Raw genomic sequence first — 19,159 nt, 5'->3', positions numbered from 1 at the left:
ATAATCAGCCCTCCGATATCATCATAAAACCTGCATATGCTGCACACGACAGCACAACCATTCTGCAGAAAAGTATAGCATTTTCTGGCGGGAATAACCAGCCTTCGCGCGCCTTTTCAAAAAAATTAAGCTGGAAAATGAAAAAACGATCGCAGTTTGCACAAAGAAACAGCGCAAAATCAGAAACCCGGAGCCTTTTTGAGCCGTTTTGGCCGAAAAAAGGTTCCGGGTTTTGTGCATGATCTTTTCAGAGAGCTGTTTTGCAACAGCCCCTTAATATGAAGTAAGCCCCAGGCTTACATCCAAAGCCTGATCCACACGTTTCTGATCTTCCGGCGTGATCTGCCCGGCCCGCTCCCGCAGGCGGTGCTTATCCAGCGTGCGGATCTGCTCCAGCAGCACCACGCTGTCCTTGGCAAGGCCGGTATCCGCTGCCCGGATATTGATGTGGGTGGGCAGGCGGGCTTTGTCCAGCCGGGATGTAATGGCCGCAGCGATCACGGTAGGGCTGTGCCGGTTGCCGATCTCGTTCTGCACGATCAGCACCGGGCGCACGCCGCCCTGCTCCGACCCCACCACCGGCGAAAGATCTGCGTAAAAAACTTCTCCTCTGTGTACCTCCATGGAATCTCCCTCCCTGCATTTGGAGGATGCGCCCCGCTTATGTGATGCGTCCGGCGCATCTTCGTCTGCTCTCAGTATGAGCCGGCTGCGCGCCGGTTATGCAGCGCAGGGGATATTCCATTGTATGCACAAAGGCTTACAGAGTTTCCAGTATGCAGAAGGCCAGCGCCATGCCGCCCTCGTGGCTCAGAGAGAGCCGGGCGGCAAGGCCATGGGCCTGCATCCATTCCGCCGTCTGGCCGGAAAAATGATAGGCAGGTGCACCGCTTTCCAGCCGGACAGCCTCGATCTCACACAGGGAGAACGGTTCCCGCAGGCCGGTGCCTGCCGCCTTTAAAAAGGCTTCCTTGGCGGCAAAGTTGGCTGCGGCGCTGGCAAGCCGGTGGGCGGCGCTGCGCCCAGCGGGCAGCGGTTCGTCAAGGCTCAGCGCAGCGCGTTCGGCCTCGCCGTACACCCGGCGGATAAAGGCTGCAGCGTGTGCGCCGGTAAGGCTTTTTTCCAGATGCGCGATCTCGCACAGGTCGCAGCCGATGCCATACAGCATAAAGGCCCTCCTTCTGCCGCATTTGCGGCGGTGCAGGCCGTCAGCCTGCAAAATCAGGACCGGAAATTTTATGCAAACTGTGCAAATCCGGTCTGTTTAGCTTGAAGTTTCCTCGCAATTCGTGTACAATGAATGTAGTTCTTCCTAAGGGGGTGTATTCCGTGAGTGGCGAGACCGCTATTTTTTCGATCCACGACAAAAAGGACTATGAGATCCATGAGATCGTACAGCAGGTGTACGATGCTTTAAAGGAAAAAGGCTATAATCCGGTCAATCAGCTGGTGGGCTATATCCTGTCCGAAGACCCCACCTACATCACGACCTATAAAAATGCCCGTTCCATGATCCGCAAGGTGGATCGTGACGATCTGCTGCAGGCCATGCTGCGCAGTTATCTGAACGTCTGATATCGCTTGTCTGCTCATGCCCCGCCGTCGCTATGATGGCGGGGCTTTTTCATAATAGAATGCAGATGCCGTTTACCGTTACAGCCCCTCCGGTGAAAACGCAATTCAGAAAAATCCGCAGATCTTTCTGAATTGCAACTATATAAAATAAAATTTTCGCTGAAGATGGCCAGAGCGAAACGGAGGCCATTCCAACCGTTACGGCCGGAACGGCAGCGTAAAGATCTGGTTTACGACGACCTCATATTCCCACGGTTCCCGCACCTTGCGCAGCTGCTTTTCCAGCTTTTCGGCCCCCTCAAACTTGTGAATGAGGTAGAACCAGTGCCCCTTCATGCGGCTCACCGCGCACCCGGCGCTGCCGAACAGTTCGGAGTATCCGTGGTAGAGGTCGTCAAGGTATCCGCGCAGCTCTTCCCGTGCGGCCGGTGCGCCGCCGCGTGCTTCACGGAAGAGCGCCGGGTCCGCAATGATGCCGCGACCCACCATGATGCCGGACAGCTGCGGATACTGCGCTTCCAACGTGTGCAGGTCCGCAGCGGTGGTCACATCGCCGTTGTAGCACACGGGCATCCGGCACCCGGGCAGGGAGGCAGCAAAAGCGGCACGGTCGGCTTGCCCGCGGTAGAGCTGGCGCATCACACGCGGGTGGATGGTCAGCTCACAGATGGGATACCGGTTATAGATGTCCAGAATGGCAGCAAATTCTTCCGGCTTTTCCACGCCCAGCCGGGTCTTGACCGAGATAGGCCCTTCCGCATTGGCAAATACGGCGGCAAGAAAAGCGTCCAGCTTGACGGGGTCGCGCAGCATCCCGGAACCCTTGCCTTTGGCGGTGACGGTGCCGGAAGGACAGCCGAGGTTCAGGTTCACCTCGGTGTAGCCAAGGCCGCGCAGCTCGCCGATCATCCATGCGGCAAGTTCGCCGTCCTTTGCCAGCAGCTGCGGGATCACCGGTGCGCCGGGGTTTGCCGCAGGGGCAAGCTCGGCCATCTTCTTTTTAATGAGCACCCGGTTCTCCGGCGGGGAGATGAAAGGGGCATAGTAGCGGTCGGCATTGCCAGCAGGGCCGAACCATTTCTGGTGTGCCTGCCGCCACACCCGATCGGTCAGGCCCTCCATGGGGGCAGCATAGTAATTCATGGGCAAATCTCCAAAGTGTTTGATAGGGATATTGTAACAAAAAACTCCCGCCCTGTGAAGTCACAGAACGGGAGAAGCGAGCTTTTTGAAAGATCAGTCTGCAAACAGCGGGGTGGACAGATAGCGGTCGCCGGTATCGGGCAGCAGGACCACGATGTTCTTACCGGCATTCTCCGGGCGCTTTGCCAGCTGCAGGGCAGCATAAACAGCAGCACCGGAGGAGATACCCACCAGCACGCCTTCCTTGTGGCCGATCAGACGGCCGGTGGCAAAGGCATCGTCGTTCTCCACGGCGATGATTTCGTCATACACCTTGGTGTCCAGTACGTCCGGCACAAAGCCTGCGCCGATGCCCTGGATCTTATGTGCACCGGCAGTGCCCTTGCTCAGCACAGGAGAGGAAGCAGGCTCTACAGCCACCACCTTGACGTTCGGGTTCTTGCTCTTCAGGTACTGGCCCACGCCGGTCACGGTGCCGCCGGTGCCCACGCCTGCCACAAAGATATCCACCTTGCCGTCGGTGTCCTCCCAGATCTCGGGGCCGGTGGTCTCGATGTGGGCCTGAGGGTTGGCCGGGTTCACGAACTGGCCGGGGATGAAGGAATTCGGGATCTCCTTTGCCAGCTCATCGGCCTTGGCAATGGCACCCTTCATGCCCTTGGCACCCTCGCTCAGCACCAGCTCTGCGCCGTAAGCCTTCATCAGCTGGCGGCGCTCCACGCTCATGGTCTCGGGCATCACGATGATGATGCGGTAGCCCTTGGCGGCTGCCACAGCGGCCAGACCGATGCCAGTATTGCCGGAGGTAGGCTCAATGATCACGGAACCTTCCTTCAGCAGGCCCTTTTCCTCGGCATCATCGATCATCTTTTTGGCGATGCGATCCTTGACAGAACCGGCCGGATTGAAGTATTCCAGCTTGGCAATGATGTGGGCAGGCAGCTCCTGCTCCTTTTCAATGTGGGTCAGCTCCAGCAACGGAGTATGACCGATCAGCTGATCTGCGGCAGTATAAATCTTGCTCATTGTAGTTTCCTCCCTGATACAGTTATGGGCACATGTGCCCTGCCGGACGACCCGATTCTAAAACCTTTATACCAACATAATTTGTGGGTTTGGTGGTATTATAGACCCGTTCTGTGCGGTTGTCAATGGATTTTTTGAAAAAAGTGGGATTGAAATATTATTTACCCTGTTGTATAATAGGTTAAAAACTCAATCTATAACCAACAAAGGAAGTACACTATTATGATCGTGTCCACCAAAGGGCGCTATGCACTGCGCGTGATGATCGACCTTTCCGAGCATCAGTCTGAAAAATATGTCCCTCTCAAGGAGATCGCTGCCCGGCAGGAGATCTCGGAAAAATATCTGGAAAACATCCTTAAGGTGCTGGTGCAGAACGGCTTTCTGGAGGGCTTGCGCGGCAAGGGCGGCGGCTACCGGCTCACCCGCAGCCCAGATCAGTACACCGTGGGCGAGATCCTGATGCTGACCGAGGGCAGCCTTGCGCCGGTGAGCTGCCTGACCCCAAATGCGACCCCCTGCTCCCGCATGGCAAACTGCCGCACCTACGAGATGTGGAAGGGGCTGGACGATCTGATTTCCAATTATTTCGGCAATATCACACTGGCCGATCTCGCCCGGCCTGATCAGGCCGGGAATGATTATGTGATCTGACGGTATTTCTGATAACATGCAAAAAGGCGCACCGGCTTGACCGGCGCGCCTTTTTGCACAGTTCTCGGCGAAATGTGCAATTTTTCTTATCCAGAATCACGGTTGATGGATTGGGGCTCCTGCGGTATACTTTACCCTTGATGTGTCCATTTACGCTTTTGATCGAGGAAAGGGGAACTTTACTACGAAATATATTTTTCAGTTCGCGCGCATTCTTGCGTTTTGTTTTTTGGGCGAGATCCTTCATGTAGTGCTGCCGCTGCCGGTCCCGGCCAGCGTCTACGGTCTGGTGCTGCTGCTGGCAGCGCTGAACTTCAAGCTGGTAAAGCTGGACGATGTGAAAGAGGTGGGAACCTATCTCACAGGCATCTTTCCGCTGTTGTTCGTGCCCGCTGCCGCCGGTGTGATGGAACTGTGGGCAGAGATGGGCGAGATGCTGCTGCCCATCCTCGTTGCCATTATCCCGGTCACTGTGCTGGTGATGGTGAGTGCAGGCAAGACCACGCAGGCCCTGACCGGCCGCAAGAAAAAGGAGGCTGACAATGACGCAGCTGCTGAATGATTTTTTGTCCGGCTCCGCAGCATGGGGCGTTCTGCTTACGCTGGCCGCGTTTGCACTGGGCACCCTTATCAATAAGGTGACAGGCAAAGCCATTTTTAACCCGCTGCTGCTGGGCAGCATCTTTGTAATCATCTTTCTGTCGGTGTGCGGCATCCCGTATGCAGACTACAAGGCCAGCGCGGCACCGGTGAACTATCTGCTGCTGCCTGCCACCGTGGCACTGGCCATTCCGCTGTATGAAAAGATCGACCTGCTGAAAGAGAACGCCGCCGCCATCATTGCGGGTATCTCGGTGGGCACGCTGGTGAGCCTTGGCAGCGCACTGGCGCTGGCACTGGCGCTGGACCTGACCCGTGAGCAGTATGCCACCCTGCTGCCCAAATCCGTGACCACCGCCATCAGCATGGATGTGGCCGCTGAGCTGGGCGGCATTGCTGCCCTGACCGGTGCGATCGTCATTGTTACCGGCATCGTGGGAGCGCTGCTGGCTGAGACGGTGTGCAAGATGTTCCACATCACCGACCCCATCGCCAAGGGCGTGGGCATCGGAACTTCGGCCCATGCCGTGGGCACCAGCAAAGCCCTGCAGATGGGCGAGGTAGAAGGTGCCATGAGCGGCCTTTCCATTGCGGTGGCCGGTGTGCTGACCGCAGTGCTCTGCCCGGTGTTTGTGAACCTGATCCGGTAAAGGATTTAAAATAGCCGCTCTGGCTTTTTTCAGTAGAATTTATTTGTTGATCCGGGAACCTCAGTTTACAACAAAAATGAGATAGGCAACCCCTTTCGGGGAAGTCTATCTCATTTTTTTGTTGAGGCTGTTTTTATATGCCGCTGTGTTCCCGTTCATCCTTCAGGATGGCCGTCACGCTCTGCATGGTGCTTACTGCACGATGCAGTTCTTCGTCGCCAAGCTCTGCACGCAGGCGGGCGTAACAGCGCTGCATGAACGCGCGCTCCTCCGCCATCAGCTCCACAGCCTTGCTGGAAAGCTCCACATAGGTGCGGCCCGCTTCACGGTCGGTCTTCCATGCCACAAAGCCCTTGTCCTGCAGCTTTTCAACGGCCTTGGAAAGCTCTGTCACCTTCAGGCCCATAACGGCAGCAAGGTCAGCCAGATAAACCTTACTGTCCGGGTGCTGTTCAGCCTGCATCTTGATGTAGTATAAGATCAGGTAATCCGCCCGCTGGATGGTGCTGAACACCTTGTCGATATCAAAATTGTGCAGGAAGAACCATTCTTCCGGGTGATGTTTCAGTTCCACGCTCATCATGCATCCTCCCTGTTATTCCCGCTCATTGCGGCGGATATATTCGTGGGTGCCGCCAAGGCTCTTGTAGGCCGGGCGGATGATCTTGTTTGCGCTGAGCAGCTCTTCAATGCGGTGGGCGCTCCAGCCCATCACGCGGGCTACGGCGAACAGCGGCGTGTACAGCTCCATGGGGATGCCCAGCATATCGTACACAAAGCCGCTGTAGAAGTCCACGTTGGGGCTGACACCCTTGAAAATTTTGCGCTCCTCCGCGATCAGCTGCGGGGCCATGTGCTCGATCTTGTTGTAAAGGGCAAGGTCCTTGTCGCGGCCCTTCTCGTGGGCCAGCTGTTCCACATAGCCCTTGAATACTACCTCACGGGGGTCACTGAGGGAGTACACCGCGTGGCCCATGCCGTAGATCAGGCCTTTGCGGTCAAATGCTTCGCCGTGCAGCAGCTTTTTCAGGTAGGCTTCCAGCTCTTCATCGTCCTCGGTATCGTGCAGGTTTTCGCGGATGTTCTGCATCATCTGCATCACCATCAGGTTGGCACCGCCGTGGCGCGGGCCTTTGAGGGAGCACAGGGCAGCCGCCATGGCCGAGTAGGTATCGGTGCCAGACGAAGTGACCACGCGGGTGGTAAAGGTGGAGTTGTTGCCGCCGCCGTGCTCGGCGTGCAGCAGCAATGCCACATCCAGCACGCGGGCTTCCAGCTCGGTGTACTTCATATCCGGGCGCAGCATCCGCAAAAAGTTCTCTGCGGTGGAAAGCTCCGGGTCCGGCCGGTGGATGTACATGCTGCCGTCTTTTTCGTAGTGGTTATAGGCATGGTAGCTGTACACGGCCAGCATGGGGAAGATGCCGGCCAGCTGGATGCTCTGGCGCAGCACATTGGAAATTTCCAGATCACCGGCCTTGGGGTCGTAGGATGCCAGTGTGAGCACGCTGCGGGCCATGGAGTTCATGATATCGTGGCTGGGGGCCTTCATGATCACATCACGGGTAAAGTTGGTGGGCATGGTGCGGCACTCGCCCAGCACACGGCAGAACTCTTCCAGCTTTTCCTGCGTGGGCAGCTCACCGAACAGTAGCAGATAGCCCGCTTCCTCAAAGGCAAAGCGGCTGCCGGACGACCCGCGGATCAGGTCTTTCACGTCGTAGCCGCGGTAGAGCAGCTGACCGTCGGCAGGCTTTTTCACCCCATCCACATACTGGAAGGCGCGGATATCGGAGATATTGGTCAGGCCTGCCAGCACGCCCTTGCCGTTTTCGTCGCGCAGGCCCGCTTTAACGCCAAACTCCTTGTACAGGTCCTTGCTGATGCGGTCGTGTTCGGCGCACAGCGGCTGCTGCTGGTCGAAGTATCCCATTACGTTCTGCAGATGATCCATTGGTAGTTGCTCCTTTCCCATTGCCGTCAGCTTGTGTTCACTTGGCAGGCCATCAGGAAGCTTTCTCTGCGAACAGCCCGGAACTTCGGTCCCGCCCTACTGCCTGTGGCAGCAGGGTACCACCCCCAGGACATTCGCTGGAGAAACTTCCTGCCGTCCTGCCCGAAAAAACCGTATTGATTCGGGACGGCATTCACTTACATTCAGAATACTCTTTAAGATTACAAAAAGGATATTTCGGTGTCAAGGTACTGTTTGTAAATAAAAAAAGAACAAAATCGGAAAGCTGCCGGGTGCGCATTTGCCCTTTAGCGCAGGGGCAGTTTTTGAGACGGTAACGCACAAATAAGGCATCTTCCAGCCGGATCTCAGGAGACTGGCAACAAATAAAGCCACGACGAAACCGCATTTGTAAACGGTTCATCGTGGCTTTTTGTCATATCGAGCAGAGCTGGACAAATCCGAACTATTTCCTGCCAATTCATCGGCAGCCAAAGTATCCTCGAAGCGGACGGTTTGAGAGCCGTCTTTATAATTGAACGTGATCAGCATTCTGTCATCGTAGAGGAAAATGGCGTTCACAAAGATCTCAATCAGTGCCTTGCGCTGCTTTTGCTGCGATACATCGAACTTTCTGAATTTCATCAACCAGAATCGGATGAAGTCAGCATTAAAGGAAGGCTTTCTTAGCTTTTCGTCAGCAATTTTGGCGGTCAGTTCATCCTTTTGCGCTTCCAGCGCATCCAAACGCTCTTTGGTCGTCCGGGTGAACAAGCCTTCCTCGATTGCTTTCATCAGGTTGTCCAGTTTTCGGTCCACTTCCCGGAGCTGTTTTTCCAGCAGAGGGATCGCGGTATTCTCCTGATTTTGGAAATCCATGACCAGCTGAACGATTCGTTCAATCACTGCATCATCCTGAATCAGCTTCATCGTCTCCTGAACGACCAGATTTTCCAACCACTCCTTCTGTACGGTTTTCTTGTTACAGCCTTTCTTCTTTTTGGCAGTGGCACATTTATAATAATAGTAGGTTCGCCCGGTAGCACTTGTTCCGCTCTCGCCGAACATCAATGCCCCGCACTTACCGCAGAACAGCTTTGTGGTCAACAAATATTCCTCATCTGCCTTTCCGCGAGCCGGAGCACGTTTGTTTTTCTCCATACGTTTTTGCACACGGTCAAACAAATCCTTGGGAACGATGGCTGGAATTGCATCCGGGACAACGATATCCCGGAAAGAAAGTTCTCCAATATAGCGGCGGTTCTTTAACATGGTGTTCATGCTGCTGCACGTCAGCTTTCCACCCAGCATATTACGAACCCCTTTTTCGTTGAGGTAGTTCATGATCTCAACGATTTTTTCACCGTTGTCGTACCGCTGAAAAGCCTCCAATACAAGCGGTGAAATCAGCGGGTCGATGCGATAGAACTTATCTGCGTCGATTTTATAGCCAATCGTTCCTGTGCCGCCTGTGCATTTGCCTTTCAGCGCATTTTCGGTCTGGCCACGAATGACTTTTTCGGAAAGTTCCGCCGAATAGTATTCTGCCATACCCTCCAGCAGCGTCTCCACCAGAATGCCCTGCGAGCCTTCTGCAATCGGCTCCATGACCGATATCAGATGGACATTGTTCTTTTTCAGAATCATCTTGTAGTTTGCACTGTCAAAGCGATTCCGAGCGAAACGGTCAAATTTCCAAACCAAAACGATTTCAAACAACTTTTTATTGCTGTCCCGAATCATCTGTTGAAAATCCGGTCGATTGTCTGTTTTGGCAGAAAGTGCACGGTCGATATAGTGCCTGACCACTGTAATGCCGTTTCTTTCAGCATATGCTGTGCATTCCCGAATCTGGCCCTCAATGGATTCTTCACGCTGGTTGTCACTGGAATAGCGAGCGTAGATCACAGCATTCATGGAAAGCACCTCACTTTTACACATCATTGAACGAATGTACGTTTATTCAAGGCTGTTCTTCGTATAATGTATATACCATATTTTGCAAGGGAATGCAAGCTGTGTTTTTACTTGGATTCTTTGCTCTTTAATGTGCTCTTCCGATACTGCATCGGGCTCTGGCCGGTGGCCTTGGCAAAGCGGGTGGAGAAGTTACTGGCATCCCCGAAGCCTGCTTCCTGTGCGATCTCACTGATGCTGTGGTCGGTGAGCACCAGCAGCTCTTTTGCCTGTGTGATGCGGAAGTTGACCAGATAATTGTACGGCGTTGTGCCCATGTACCGCCGGAACAGGCGCAGAAAATAACTCTTGCTCATGTGCGCACTTGACAGCAGATCGGCAAGGGAAAGTTCCTGCCGGTAGTTCTTGCGCAGGGTCTCTGCCGCCTGCAGGATCAGCTGGCGGTTGGTGGTCATCTCCGCCTGCGCAAACAGGCTCTGTGCACAGAGGGCAAGCATCTCGTGCAGGGCAAGACCTGTCTGCACCATGCTGTCCACCGTGCCAAGCTCCATCTGCTCCAGAACAAGTTCAAACAATTCCTGCATCCTGACCCCGGTCAATTGGACCGGGGTCAGTTTTTTGTCCGGCAGAAGCAGCGGCTCCATGGCCGCAACACCGGCACCGTCCAGATGCACCCAGTAGTGGTGCCAGCAGCTCTGCCCCGGTGCGGTGCAGTAGCTCTGTGCCGTGCGGCAGTTGAGCAGCAGTGCCTGCCCGGTCTCCAGCACGACATGGTTCCCATCCTGCTCGATGAGACCGGCACCCCGGAGGGTGTAGAACAGGATATAGCTTTCTTTATCGGTGCGGGCGGTGGAGAACCGCTGTAGTGCATAGAATAGCCCCGCCTCGGTGCAGGAATAGGGCTGTGCACGCTCCGCTTCGCTGAGCGTCGTGCGCTTCCAGATGCTTTCCGGGGTCACATCCATGTTGTAAGTCAGCATTTTTCTCCCGCCTTTCTGCTTCCAGTATAGCGGCTTTTACCCTGTGATGCAAGAGTGGACTTTTCACAAAGAATGCGTCACCTTTGCGGATGGAATCCGCCTTTCCGGGCCGCTATACTGGTACCGGAAAGAGACAGAAGGAGGCGCACTATGCACGAAAAATTTCTCGCCATCGACATCGGCGCATCGTCCGGGCGGCATATCATCGGCTGGATGGAGGACGGGACCTTGCAGACCGAGGAAGTCTACCGCTTCCCGAACAGTGTCCGGCGGGTGGACGGCCACCTGGAATGGGACATCGACAGCCTGTTTGCCAACGTGAAACAGGGCATCAAAGCGGCTTTTGCAAAGTACCCCGCCATCAAAAGCCTGTCCATCGACACCTGGGCGGTGGACTACGTACTTTTGAAAAAGGAACAGCCCCTTTATCCGGTCTATGCTTACCGCGACGGCCGGACACAGGCCGTTCTGGATGAGGTGCACGGCATCCTCCCGTTTGAGAAGCTCTACGAGCGCACCGGCATCCAGTTTCAGCCATTCAACACGGTGTATCAGCTGTATGCGGACAAAAAAGCCGGGCGGCTGGCGCAGGCAGACGATTTCCTGATGATTCCGGAATATCTACTCTGGAAACTCTGCGGCGTCAAGGCCCGTGAGTACACCAACGCCACCTCCACCGGCCTTGTCAACGCCCAGATCAGAGAATACGACCCGGAGATCCTCTCTGCACTGGGCTTGCCGGAAACCATGTTCCCGCCGCTGACCGCACCCGGCACGGTGCTGGGTCCGCTGAAGCCGGAGATCGCCTCCGAGGTGGGCGGGCAGACCAACGTGGTGCTGTGTGCCACCCACGACACTGCCAGCGCGGTGGAGGGCATCCCGATGGAGCAGGGGGAGGCACCGTTCCTTTCTTCCGGCACCTGGAGCCTGTTGGGTGTCAAACTGGCACAGCCGGTCACCACTCCAGAAAGCTGCAAAGCAAATTTCACAAATGAAGGCGGCGTGGGCTACATCCGCTATCTGAAAAACATCATGGGCTTGTGGATCATCCAGTGCGTGCAGAAGCAGCTGGGCATCTCCTTTGCGGAGATGGTGGAGCTGGCAAAGGCCAGCACCTACACCCGCATTTTTGATGTGAACGATGCGCGTTTCTCGGCTCCGCAGGATATGAGCGCGGAAATCAGAGCTGCCCTTGCTGAGACCGGTGCACCGCCTGCCACGGACGCTGACCTCATCAACTGCATCTATCATTCGCTGGCGTACTGCTACGGCGAAGCCTACCGTGAGATGGAAGCCGTCACCGGGCAGCACTGGGACAAGCTCTACATTGCAGGCGGCGGCGCCAAGAATGCCACCCTGAACGAGCTGACCGCCCATTATACCGGAAAACAGGTCGTGGCCCTGCCCATTGAGGCGACCGCCATCGGCAACCTGAAAATACAGATGAACATCCACTAAGGAGGACAAATTATGCTGGTTGAAACCAAAGCCCGCGTTGGCGTGTTCGCCATTGCGCTGGGTGCCTACCTGCCCCAGTTCCCGACCCTCGTGCCCGAATTTGAGCAGCAGTACGCTGCCTTCAAAAAGACCATCCCGGACACCGTGGAGGTCATCGACGGCGGCATCGTCACCACCAAAGAGCTGTCCATGGCGGCGGGTGATAAGTTCCGCGCTGCAGATGTGGACCTGGTGATCCTGCAGCTGCTGACCTACGCCACTTCCTACAACATGCTGCCTGCTGTGCGGGATCTGGATGTCCCGGTCGTGCTGGTGAACGTCCAGAAGAAGAAAGCCCCGGACTACGCCAACACCGATACGCCCACCTGGCTGGGTGAATTGTACGCCTGCGGTGCCGTGGGCGAGATGGTGGCCGATCTGGAGCGTGCCGGCAAGCGTCATGCCGTCATCACCGGTGTGGTAGAAGGCGGCGACCCGCAGGTGCAGGCCGAGATCGAGGACTGGTGCCGTGCGGCTCAGGTGCGCCGCCGTTTCCGCGACACCAATCTGGCCCAGATCGGCCGCCCGTATCCCGGTATGATGGACCTGTACATCGACGAAACGAATCTCTACAACCGGATGTGGCTGTATACCAAGCAGTTCGACTGGGAAAAGATGTGGGCCATCGCCGACAACATCACCGACGAAGCTGCCATCCGTGCCAAGGCAGAGGATATCCTGAATACCTTCGATATCGAAGGCGGCGGCACGGTGGAAAAGGTCTGGGAGATGGCAAAGTATGTCGTCGCCTTTGAGCAGTGGGTCAAGGACGAGAAGATCGCCTTCATCGCGTCGCATTACGATGGTTTTGCCAAGGGCAAGGCCGGTGTGCTGGACAGCATGCTGATCCCGGCCTTCTCCATGCTTATCAAGCAGGGCGTTGCCTGTGCCGTGGAGGGTGACATCAAGGTGGCTATGGCCATGTCCATCCTCAAGACCATTGCAGGCTGCGGCCAGCTGAGTGAGATGTACTCCATCGACTTTGACGAGGATATCTGCATCATCGGCCATTCCGGTTCCGGCGATGCCAACATTTCCGAGAAGAAGCCCACCATGAAGATCGTGCCGGTGTTCCACGGCAAGACCGGCGGCGGCTATCTGACCCAGTTCTATCCGCACCTTGGCCCCGTGACCTATCTGGGCATCACGCAGGACAAGGACGGTCACTTCAAGTTCGTGGTGGCCGAGGGCGTCAACGAGCCTGGCCCCATCTTCACCTTTGGTGACACCAACATGCGCACCCGCTTTACCTGCGGGGCACGGGAGTTCTGCAACCGCTGGAGCGAGGCAGGCCCCACCCATCACATGGCTGCTGCCACCGGCCGCCACATCGATACCATCCTGAAGGTGGCAAAGATCTTCAATATTCCGGTGGACGTCATCACCCGATAAGCTGAGAGAAAAGAGAGGTATTTTATCATGGGCATTCTGGATATTGCAATCGTCAAGGGCTACATCCGCATGTGCAACGACGGCTGGCTGCAGGGCTGGCACGAGCGCAACGGCGGCAACCTGACCTACCGTATGAAGGAAGAGGAAGTGGCCGAGTGCCGTCCCTTCTTCAATGCACAGCCCGGTGAATGGGTCAACATGGGCGTGCAGGCCGACAACCTGGCCGGGGAGTATTTCATCACCACCGGTTCCGGCAAGTTCTTCCGCAATGTGGAGCCGGACCCCATCCACAGCATCGGCATCGTGGAGATCAACGACAAGGGCGACAGCTGGCGCATCGTCTGGGGCCTGGAAGGCGGCGCAAAGCCCACTTCCGAGTTCCCCAGCCACTTCATGAACCACAGCGTCCGCAAGGCGGCCACGAACGGCGCAAACCGCGTCATCTACCATTGCCATGCCACCAATGTCATCGCTCTGACCTACATTCTGCCCCTGACCGACCGCGACTTCTCCCGTGCTTTGTGGCAGAGCGCCACCGAGTGCCCGGTGGTCTTCCCGGAAGGTGTGGGCGTCTGCCCCTGGATGGTGCCCGGCGGTGCAGACATCGCCATGGCCACCAGCGAACTGATGAAGAAATATCAGGCAGCCATTTGGGCACAGCACGGCCTGTTCGTTTCCGGCCCGGATTTTGACATCGCCTTTGGTCTGGCTCACACCATCGAGAAGAGTGCCGAGATCTATGTCAAGGTGCTGAGCATGAGTGGCGGCCTCATCCGTCAGACCATCACCGATGATGACCTGCGCGCCATCGCCCGCGACTTTGGCGTGACCCTGAACGAGGAGTTCCTCGACTGATTTTCTTAATTACAGTGATGAGCCTTTCAAGAACAAGAAACGATTGATCGATAAGAAGGAGAATAAGAGATTATGAGTGTTTTCCGCGATGATTTCCTGTGGGGCGGTGCATGTGCAGCCAACCAGTTCGAGGGTGCCTGGGACGTGGACGGCAAAGGCCCCAGCGTACCGGATATGTGTACCAACGGCTCCCACACCAGCCCGAAGTGGGTGACCACCCACATCCACCCGGACCGCCTGTACCCCAGTCATGAAGCCATCGACTTCTACCACCACTACGAAGAGGACATTGCTCTGTTTGCGGAGATGGGCTTCAAGACCTTCCGCACCTCCATCAACTGGACCCGCATCTTCCCCACTGGCATGGAGAGCGAGCCCAACGAGAAGGGCCTGGAATTTTACGACCGCGTTTTTGACTGCTGCAAGAAGCACGGCATCGAGCCGCTGGTCACCATCAGCCACTGCGAGCTGCCCTACGCTCTGGTGGAAAGGTACAACGGCTGGGCCAGCCGCGAGCTAATCGACTTCTACATGAACTACTGCAAAACCATCTTCGAGCGCTACAAGGACAAAGTCAAGTACTGGCTCACCTTCAACGAGATCAACACCGGCACCATGCCCATAGGCGGCATCCTGAACACCGGCACCATCCAGGGATACGAGGGTTCCACCGCCGATGTGCCAAACGACGAGCAGGCACGCTTCCAGGCCCTGCACAACATGTTCGTGGCCAGCGCCAGGGCTGTCAAGTATGCCCACGACAACTACCCCCAGTTCAAGATGGGCTGCATGATCTGCTCCATCACCAGCTATCCCATGACCTGTGACCCCGCCGACGTGGTGGCCAACCAGAAGCAGATGCAGATCATGAACTGGTTCTGTTCCGATATGCATGTGCGCGGTGAGTATCCCTATTATATGAAGCGTTTCTTCGCCGAGCACAACATCACCATCCATCAGGAGCCGGAGGATGCCGCCATCCTGAAGGCCGGCACCGTGGACTTCTACACCTTCAGCTACTACATGTCCAACTGCGTCACCACCCACAAGGACGCCGAGGACGTGGGCGGTAATATCGCCACCGGCAAGAAGAACCCCTACCTGAAAGCCAGCGACTGGGGCTGGCAGATCGACCCCATTGGCCTGCGCTACACCCTGAACGAGATCTACGATCGCTATCATCTGCCCATGATGGTAGTGGAAAACGGCCTGGGCGCTTACGATGTGAAGAGCGAGGACGGCAAGATCCACGACAGCTACCGCATCGACTACCTGCGCCAGCACATCGAGCAGATGGCCGAGGCCGTGAAGGACGGCGTGGATCTGATGGGTTACACCCCCTGGGGCTGCATCGACCTGGTGTCTGCGTCCACAGGTGAGATGGCAAAGCGCTATGGCTTTATCTACGTCAACAAATTTGATGACGGCACCGGCGACCTGAGCCGGGAGAAGAAGGACAGCTTCTACTGGTATAAGAAAGTCATCGCCTCCAATGGCGAGGATCTCTCCTGATTTTCTGGATCATCTCTGATATCGCGCGATTGTTGTAAAACAGTTTTTCCAAAAAAATGAGATAGACGGCCCGAAAAGAGGCTGGCCTGTCTCATTTTTTAGTCGCATTCTGAAAGTGTTATGAAACAGAAACGACAAGAACAGCATCAAATTCCACCTTTTCTGTCTGGCTTCTGACCCGAAGAAGTCCTTTTCCAAATTATAACGAGACAAACTGAAAACGCATCCTTTTCTACGAAAAAAATCAGAACGATCGTATGCGTCAAACCTTAGTTGCTCCGCAATATCCTGTTGAAAAATCTGTGGGAAGAATTTGACATTTTAAGGTTGCTTTTCAACGCGCACAGTCAAAACCACCGGCTGAGCCGGTGGCTTGAGTAAGCCCTAGAAGGGCATAATACTAGCAAAGCCCCTGCAAGGGGCCACGAGCAAGCATCTTTCATCTGCATTACTTGCCCTACTGCTCTAACGAGCAGTATCATAAAGTGCATCTTCTAAGATGACAATTTCTTTGTCATCTCGCTTCGCTCGAATCTTATAGCTAAAGCATTTTCTTCTCCACCAGCAGAGCTGGTGGTTGTCGCTCGCTCAAGCTACCCAAAACAAAGCGATGCCCCTTGTCAGTAACAAAGGGCATCGTTGATTATAGTTTTTTAGAACAGCTGTATGGTTACTTCACTCTTCAAGCCTTGTGGCTCGGTGGGCATATACTGCCCCAGAAAATCATTCATCCGGCGGCCAAGGGTGGTGTTCACCTCGATTTCCAACAAATTCTCCCCGGTGTGCAGGGAACCGGAGATTGCATAGCGGTAAGGAGGGCAGATCCGTACACCGCAGTCCGTCCCGTTCACTCGGACGATTGCACCTTCCTGTGCCGTCAGGGCCAGCACGGCGGGCCGTGCGGCCTGTGCTTCGTTCAGCGTAAAGCGGAATGCATACCGTGCCCGGCCTGCAAACGCGATGCAGCCCGGCAGACGGTGCAGAGAGAGCAGTTTTTCCAGCGGGAGCGGGGCACCATATTCGGCGCAGCCAGTGTCGGCATCGGCCAGCGAAACAGTGCATGCTGTCAAATGAATGCAGTCCGCCGGAACACCGGCAGGCAGAGCCGCCACCGCCTGCACCTGCAATGCAGTCGGGTCATCCGGCACCAGAATGCAGCGGGATTCATAAGGAGCCAGTGTCAGAGCAAAGGCATCCGGTGCTGCCGTCACAACGTTGGCAAAGGCATCGTATACAAAGGCTGCACCGGGCTTTGCACCAGTCACAGTGGTGCAAAGCGGCTGCGTGCCCTCATTCGTGAAGAAGTAGACATCACCGTCTGCCTGCCGAGCGTGGTAGTATCGCAGATATGGTGCCGCTGCGCTCAGATGCAGCGCAGGGATACTGTCTGCCGTAAGCGTCTCCACCAGCGCATCCAGCGTGGTGACGACCGCATGTTCCAGTACCGGTGCCGGACCGCCTTCACAGCAGCGAATGGGCAGACCGCCCACAAAATAAACTTTGACCCCAGCATCCAGATAGCGCTGTACATTCTCCAGCAGTGCAACAGGCAGCGCCTCGGCGTACGGGATGACCAGCGCGCGGAACTGCATGCCGTTCAGGTGCAGCGCACCATCCTTCGCGGTGTCCGCTTTCAACACCTCACAGGGCACCAGCTCATAGTCGATACCATTGCGGGCCAGCCGGGCCGCTGGTTTCTGGGTGAGCATAAACTCGCCGCTCCATTCGGCTTCGGCCTGATACAGCAGCGCCACCGGAGCCACATGGGTGCCAGACAGCACTGCGGACATCCGGTTGAGGTAGTTGGCTACCTGCCGGAATTCCGGATATTGCGGATTATGGCCGTGGGCATAGAAATGCGGCGGGCAGTCCGGGTCCGGGAAGGGTGCCGCGTTGAAGGCGTGCGGCACAAACTGATTGATGCCGCGCACCAGCATATAGTCCGACAGCCACTTGCACAGGCGGTTGCCTTCGCCCCAGCCATAGGCACCGAACAGCTCACACATGGCACGGCCTTTCTTGGCAGGGTCCAAGTGGGCCAGACTTGCCCCCAGCTTGCCCAACATATAGGTAAAAAACTCGCCGTCCCAGCCGGGGCTGTGCATGCCCTTGAACATTCCCTCATCCATACCGGGCAGCAGTTGCTGGATGACCACATCGATACCGGACATATCCTGATGCGCCATGGCGCGGTAGAAGTGCCCTGCACCATAGCCCAGACGAGCCGTGGCATTGTTGTCCTCGATGGTATGGCCGATGTGCTCGCAGTGGTGGGCATGGCACCAGGCCGCCAGAACACCATCAAAGTTGTCGCTGTACAGCTGGCTGACCAGATCCATATAGGTATACTGTGCCACATGAGCGCTCTCATCGCTGCTGTGCAGGAACAACAGCGGCAGCAACGCACGGATGTTCCCGGCAGCACGGTCTGTCAGAGCCGTTCCGGCCAGCTTTCCGGCCAGCAGGTTCTCCATGCCATCCCGCCAGGGCAGGTTCATGGCGCTGTTGTGGCCGATGGCGGCATCCTCCGCCCCGTGGATGTTGCCAAGCCGCGGCTCATCCGAGAAGAACCCGCACAGCGTTTTGCCAAACTCCTCCCCGAAGTGGGCATAGATCGGCTCATAGACGGTATCCAGCAGTACCTTGGTCGCCGCCGAATCCAGCGGGTTCAGATAGCCTTCCGTCTGTTTCTCGCCGCCCTTGTAGCTGACAGTGATGACGTTCAGAGTCCACTGTCCATCCGGCAGGTCAAAATCCACGGCCACGCAGGGACCTTCCTTGGGGTTGCCGGGCAGCGGCTGGCCCATGGAGGAAAGCATGATCTCCCCCGTACGGGCATCTTCAAAAGTATAAACTTTGTCCGTCAAGTCGATGGTTGTGGTCGGGTCAATGGTTTCAAACGCGGTTTTGCGGCTCAGGGTCACAGCCAGGATTTTGTCACGCGGGTCGCGGAGGGCATACTTGAGAACAGCGGTCATGTTCTCCATCGGGCCGGCATAATCCAGCGTTTTGCAGCAGAGAAACTTTTTGCACAGCTCCGGGTGCTCCCGCTTGACCGCACCATCCGCAAAACCGGTGGGAAAGTGGCTGTCATCCAGGATCCACATCTCCATACCCGTGCGCTTTGCTTCGTCCAGCAGCAGGGCCAGATCCCGGAACCAGCCCGGACCGTTGAAATCCTTGTGCGGACGGGCTTCCACACAGAAGCCGCCGATGCCGCTTTCGCGGATCTTCTGCACCTCGCGGCGCAGTTCTTCTTCACTCTCTACGCCATGCACCCACAAAAAGGGATACAGGGCATTGGGGGTCTGTCCATGCAGGACATCACAAACGCTTTTCATGCTCGGGTCCTTTCCTTCCGTTTCACTCACTCTGAACATAGCACAGCACCCGTCCCTTTTGCA

The 19,159-nt window shown here is 56.2% G+C and carries 17 protein-coding genes; 8 read left to right on the top strand and 9 right to left on the bottom strand.

Translation table 11 applies throughout. The features are described 5' to 3' along the window. Nucleotides 1–273: 273 nt before the first annotated feature. Both PXT33_RS13115 and PXT33_RS13110 read right to left on the bottom strand, forming a co-directional pair. Complete coding sequence (locus PXT33_RS13115) at nucleotides 274–624, bottom strand: type II toxin-antitoxin system PemK/MazF family toxin (RefSeq protein ID WP_005942608.1); 351 nt, start codon at nucleotides 622–624, stop codon at nucleotides 274–276. A gap of 136 nt (nucleotides 625–760) precedes the next feature. Next, nucleotides 761–1,168 (bottom strand): holo-ACP synthase, encoded by a 408-nt coding sequence (locus PXT33_RS13110; RefSeq protein WP_097774455.1) that lies wholly within the window; start codon nucleotides 1,166–1,168, stop codon nucleotides 761–763. Nucleotides 1,169–1,329: 161 nt separating this feature from the next. Here PXT33_RS13110 and PXT33_RS13105 point away from each other — a divergent pair, with 161 nt between their 5' ends. Further along, on the top strand, nucleotides 1,330–1,575 hold the full coding sequence (locus tag PXT33_RS13105) for an IreB family regulatory phosphoprotein (protein WP_097774456.1): 246 nt from the start codon (nucleotides 1,330–1,332) through the stop codon (nucleotides 1,573–1,575). 198 nt (nucleotides 1,576–1,773) lie between these two features. On the opposite strand, the gene PXT33_RS13100 is transcribed toward PXT33_RS13105, so the two are convergent. Both PXT33_RS13100 and cysK read right to left on the bottom strand, forming a co-directional pair. Continuing rightward, entirely contained in the window at nucleotides 1,774–2,718 is a 945-nt protein-coding gene (locus tag PXT33_RS13100) for a tRNA-dihydrouridine synthase (protein ID WP_120079870.1), read from the bottom strand. Between the two features lie 93 nt (nucleotides 2,719–2,811). Continuing rightward, on the bottom strand, nucleotides 2,812–3,744 hold the full coding sequence (gene cysK, locus PXT33_RS13095; RefSeq protein ID WP_005942619.1) for a cysteine synthase A: 933 nt from the start codon (nucleotides 3,742–3,744) through the stop codon (nucleotides 2,812–2,814). Nucleotides 3,745–3,966: 222 nt separating this feature from the next. Here cysK and PXT33_RS13090 point away from each other — a divergent pair, with 222 nt between their 5' ends. From PXT33_RS13090 to PXT33_RS13080, 3 genes are all read left to right on the top strand, one after another. Continuing rightward, a complete protein-coding gene (locus tag PXT33_RS13090; RefSeq protein ID WP_005942625.1) occupies nucleotides 3,967–4,398 on the top strand; it encodes an Rrf2 family transcriptional regulator in 432 nt (143 codons plus the stop codon). A 229-nt stretch (nucleotides 4,399–4,627) separates the two neighbouring features. After that, nucleotides 4,628–4,960, top strand: a complete 333-nt coding sequence (locus PXT33_RS13085) for a CidA/LrgA family protein (protein ID WP_242702883.1) — start codon at nucleotides 4,628–4,630, stop codon at nucleotides 4,958–4,960. After that, nucleotides 4,941–5,648, top strand: coding sequence for an LrgB family protein (locus PXT33_RS13080; protein WP_298638691.1), 708 nt, complete (start codon nucleotides 4,941–4,943; stop codon nucleotides 5,646–5,648). The genes PXT33_RS13085 and PXT33_RS13080 overlap by 20 nt, the downstream gene beginning before the upstream one ends. 133 nt (nucleotides 5,649–5,781) lie before the next feature. Here PXT33_RS13080 and PXT33_RS13075 read toward each other — a convergent pair whose 3' ends face one another. The 4 genes from PXT33_RS13075 to PXT33_RS13060 all read right to left on the bottom strand — a co-directional run bounded on the left by PXT33_RS13075 (nucleotide 5,782) and on the right by PXT33_RS13060 (nucleotide 10,499). After that, complete coding sequence (locus tag PXT33_RS13075; protein ID WP_298638689.1) at nucleotides 5,782–6,231, bottom strand: winged helix DNA-binding protein; 450 nt, start codon at nucleotides 6,229–6,231, stop codon at nucleotides 5,782–5,784. Nucleotides 6,232–6,243: 12 nt separating this feature from the next. Beyond that, on the bottom strand, nucleotides 6,244–7,602 hold the full coding sequence (locus PXT33_RS13070) for a citrate/2-methylcitrate synthase (RefSeq protein ID WP_082210853.1): 1,359 nt from the start codon (nucleotides 7,600–7,602) through the stop codon (nucleotides 6,244–6,246). Between the two features lie 420 nt (nucleotides 7,603–8,022). Beyond that, nucleotides 8,023–9,519, bottom strand: coding sequence for a recombinase family protein (locus PXT33_RS13065; protein ID WP_298638688.1), 1,497 nt, complete (start codon nucleotides 9,517–9,519; stop codon nucleotides 8,023–8,025). Nucleotides 9,520–9,626: 107 nt separating this feature from the next. Beyond that, nucleotides 9,627–10,499, bottom strand: a complete 873-nt coding sequence (locus tag PXT33_RS13060) for an AraC family transcriptional regulator (protein ID WP_347070369.1) — start codon at nucleotides 10,497–10,499, stop codon at nucleotides 9,627–9,629. A 150-nt stretch (nucleotides 10,500–10,649) separates the two neighbouring features. Here PXT33_RS13060 and PXT33_RS13055 point away from each other — a divergent pair, with 150 nt between their 5' ends. From PXT33_RS13055 to PXT33_RS13040, 4 genes are all read left to right on the top strand, one after another. Beyond that, nucleotides 10,650–11,957 (top strand): rhamnulokinase family protein, encoded by a 1,308-nt coding sequence (locus tag PXT33_RS13055; protein WP_154256237.1) that lies wholly within the window; start codon nucleotides 10,650–10,652, stop codon nucleotides 11,955–11,957. A 12-nt stretch (nucleotides 11,958–11,969) separates the two neighbouring features. Next, nucleotides 11,970–13,388: an arabinose isomerase gene (locus PXT33_RS13050; protein WP_274235683.1), complete on the top strand. Its 1,419-nt coding sequence runs from the start codon at nucleotides 11,970–11,972 to the stop codon at nucleotides 13,386–13,388. A gap of 27 nt (nucleotides 13,389–13,415) precedes the next feature. Continuing rightward, the gene (rhaD, locus tag PXT33_RS13045) at nucleotides 13,416–14,243 is read left to right on the top strand and encodes a rhamnulose-1-phosphate aldolase (RefSeq protein WP_249259771.1); all 828 of its coding nucleotides are present in this window, start codon (nucleotides 13,416–13,418) and stop codon (nucleotides 14,241–14,243) included. 72 nt (nucleotides 14,244–14,315) lie between these two features. Next, nucleotides 14,316–15,755 carry a glycoside hydrolase family 1 protein gene (locus tag PXT33_RS13040; RefSeq protein WP_274235684.1) on the top strand — a complete coding sequence of 480 codons (1,440 nt, stop codon included), beginning with the start codon at nucleotides 14,316–14,318 and terminating at the stop codon, nucleotides 15,753–15,755. A gap of 653 nt (nucleotides 15,756–16,408) precedes the next feature. On the opposite strand, the gene PXT33_RS13035 is transcribed toward PXT33_RS13040, so the two are convergent. Continuing rightward, nucleotides 16,409–19,096, bottom strand: coding sequence for a glycosyl hydrolase (locus tag PXT33_RS13035; protein WP_249259769.1), 2,688 nt, complete (start codon nucleotides 19,094–19,096; stop codon nucleotides 16,409–16,411). Nucleotides 19,097–19,159: the final 63 nt, after the last annotated feature.

Origin of the sequence: Faecalibacterium taiwanense, from assembly GCF_036632915.2 — a bacterium.
GTDB lineage: Bacteria > Bacillota > Clostridia > Oscillospirales > Ruminococcaceae > Faecalibacterium > Faecalibacterium taiwanense.
Note: the sequence above shows the minus strand (reverse complement) of the source record. Positions and strands in the feature narration are given on the sequence as shown.

Coding starts and splice junctions, on each gene's coding strand:
- PXT33_RS13115 (WP_005942608.1), bottom strand. CDS start 624: ATGGAGGTACACAGAGGAGAAGTTTTTTACGCAGATCTTTCGCCGGTG.
- PXT33_RS13110 (WP_097774455.1), bottom strand. CDS start 1,168: ATGCTGTATGGCATCGGCTGCGACCTGTGCGAGATCGCGCATCTGGAA.
- PXT33_RS13100 (WP_120079870.1), bottom strand. CDS start 2,718: ATGAATTACTATGCTGCCCCCATGGAGGGCCTGACCGATCGGGTGTGG.
- cysK (WP_005942619.1), bottom strand. CDS start 3,744: ATGAGCAAGATTTATACTGCCGCAGATCAGCTGATCGGTCATACTCCG.
- PXT33_RS13090 (WP_005942625.1), top strand. CDS start 3,967: ATGATCGTGTCCACCAAAGGGCGCTATGCACTGCGCGTGATGATCGAC.
- PXT33_RS13080 (WP_298638691.1), top strand. CDS start 4,941: ATGACGCAGCTGCTGAATGATTTTTTGTCCGGCTCCGCAGCATGGGGC.
- PXT33_RS13075 (WP_298638689.1), bottom strand. CDS start 6,231: ATGATGAGCGTGGAACTGAAACATCACCCGGAAGAATGGTTCTTCCTG.
- PXT33_RS13070 (WP_082210853.1), bottom strand. CDS start 7,602: ATGGATCATCTGCAGAACGTAATGGGATACTTCGACCAGCAGCAGCCG.
- PXT33_RS13065 (WP_298638688.1), bottom strand. CDS start 9,519: ATGAATGCTGTGATCTACGCTCGCTATTCCAGTGACAACCAGCGTGAA.
- PXT33_RS13060 (WP_347070369.1), bottom strand. CDS start 10,499: ATGCTGACTTACAACATGGATGTGACCCCGGAAAGCATCTGGAAGCGC.
- PXT33_RS13055 (WP_154256237.1), top strand. CDS start 10,650: ATGCACGAAAAATTTCTCGCCATCGACATCGGCGCATCGTCCGGGCGG.
- PXT33_RS13050 (WP_274235683.1), top strand. CDS start 11,970: ATGCTGGTTGAAACCAAAGCCCGCGTTGGCGTGTTCGCCATTGCGCTG.
- rhaD (WP_249259771.1), top strand. CDS start 13,416: ATGGGCATTCTGGATATTGCAATCGTCAAGGGCTACATCCGCATGTGC.
- PXT33_RS13040 (WP_274235684.1), top strand. CDS start 14,316: ATGAGTGTTTTCCGCGATGATTTCCTGTGGGGCGGTGCATGTGCAGCC.
- PXT33_RS13035 (WP_249259769.1), bottom strand. CDS start 19,096: ATGAAAAGCGTTTGTGATGTCCTGCATGGACAGACCCCCAATGCCCTG.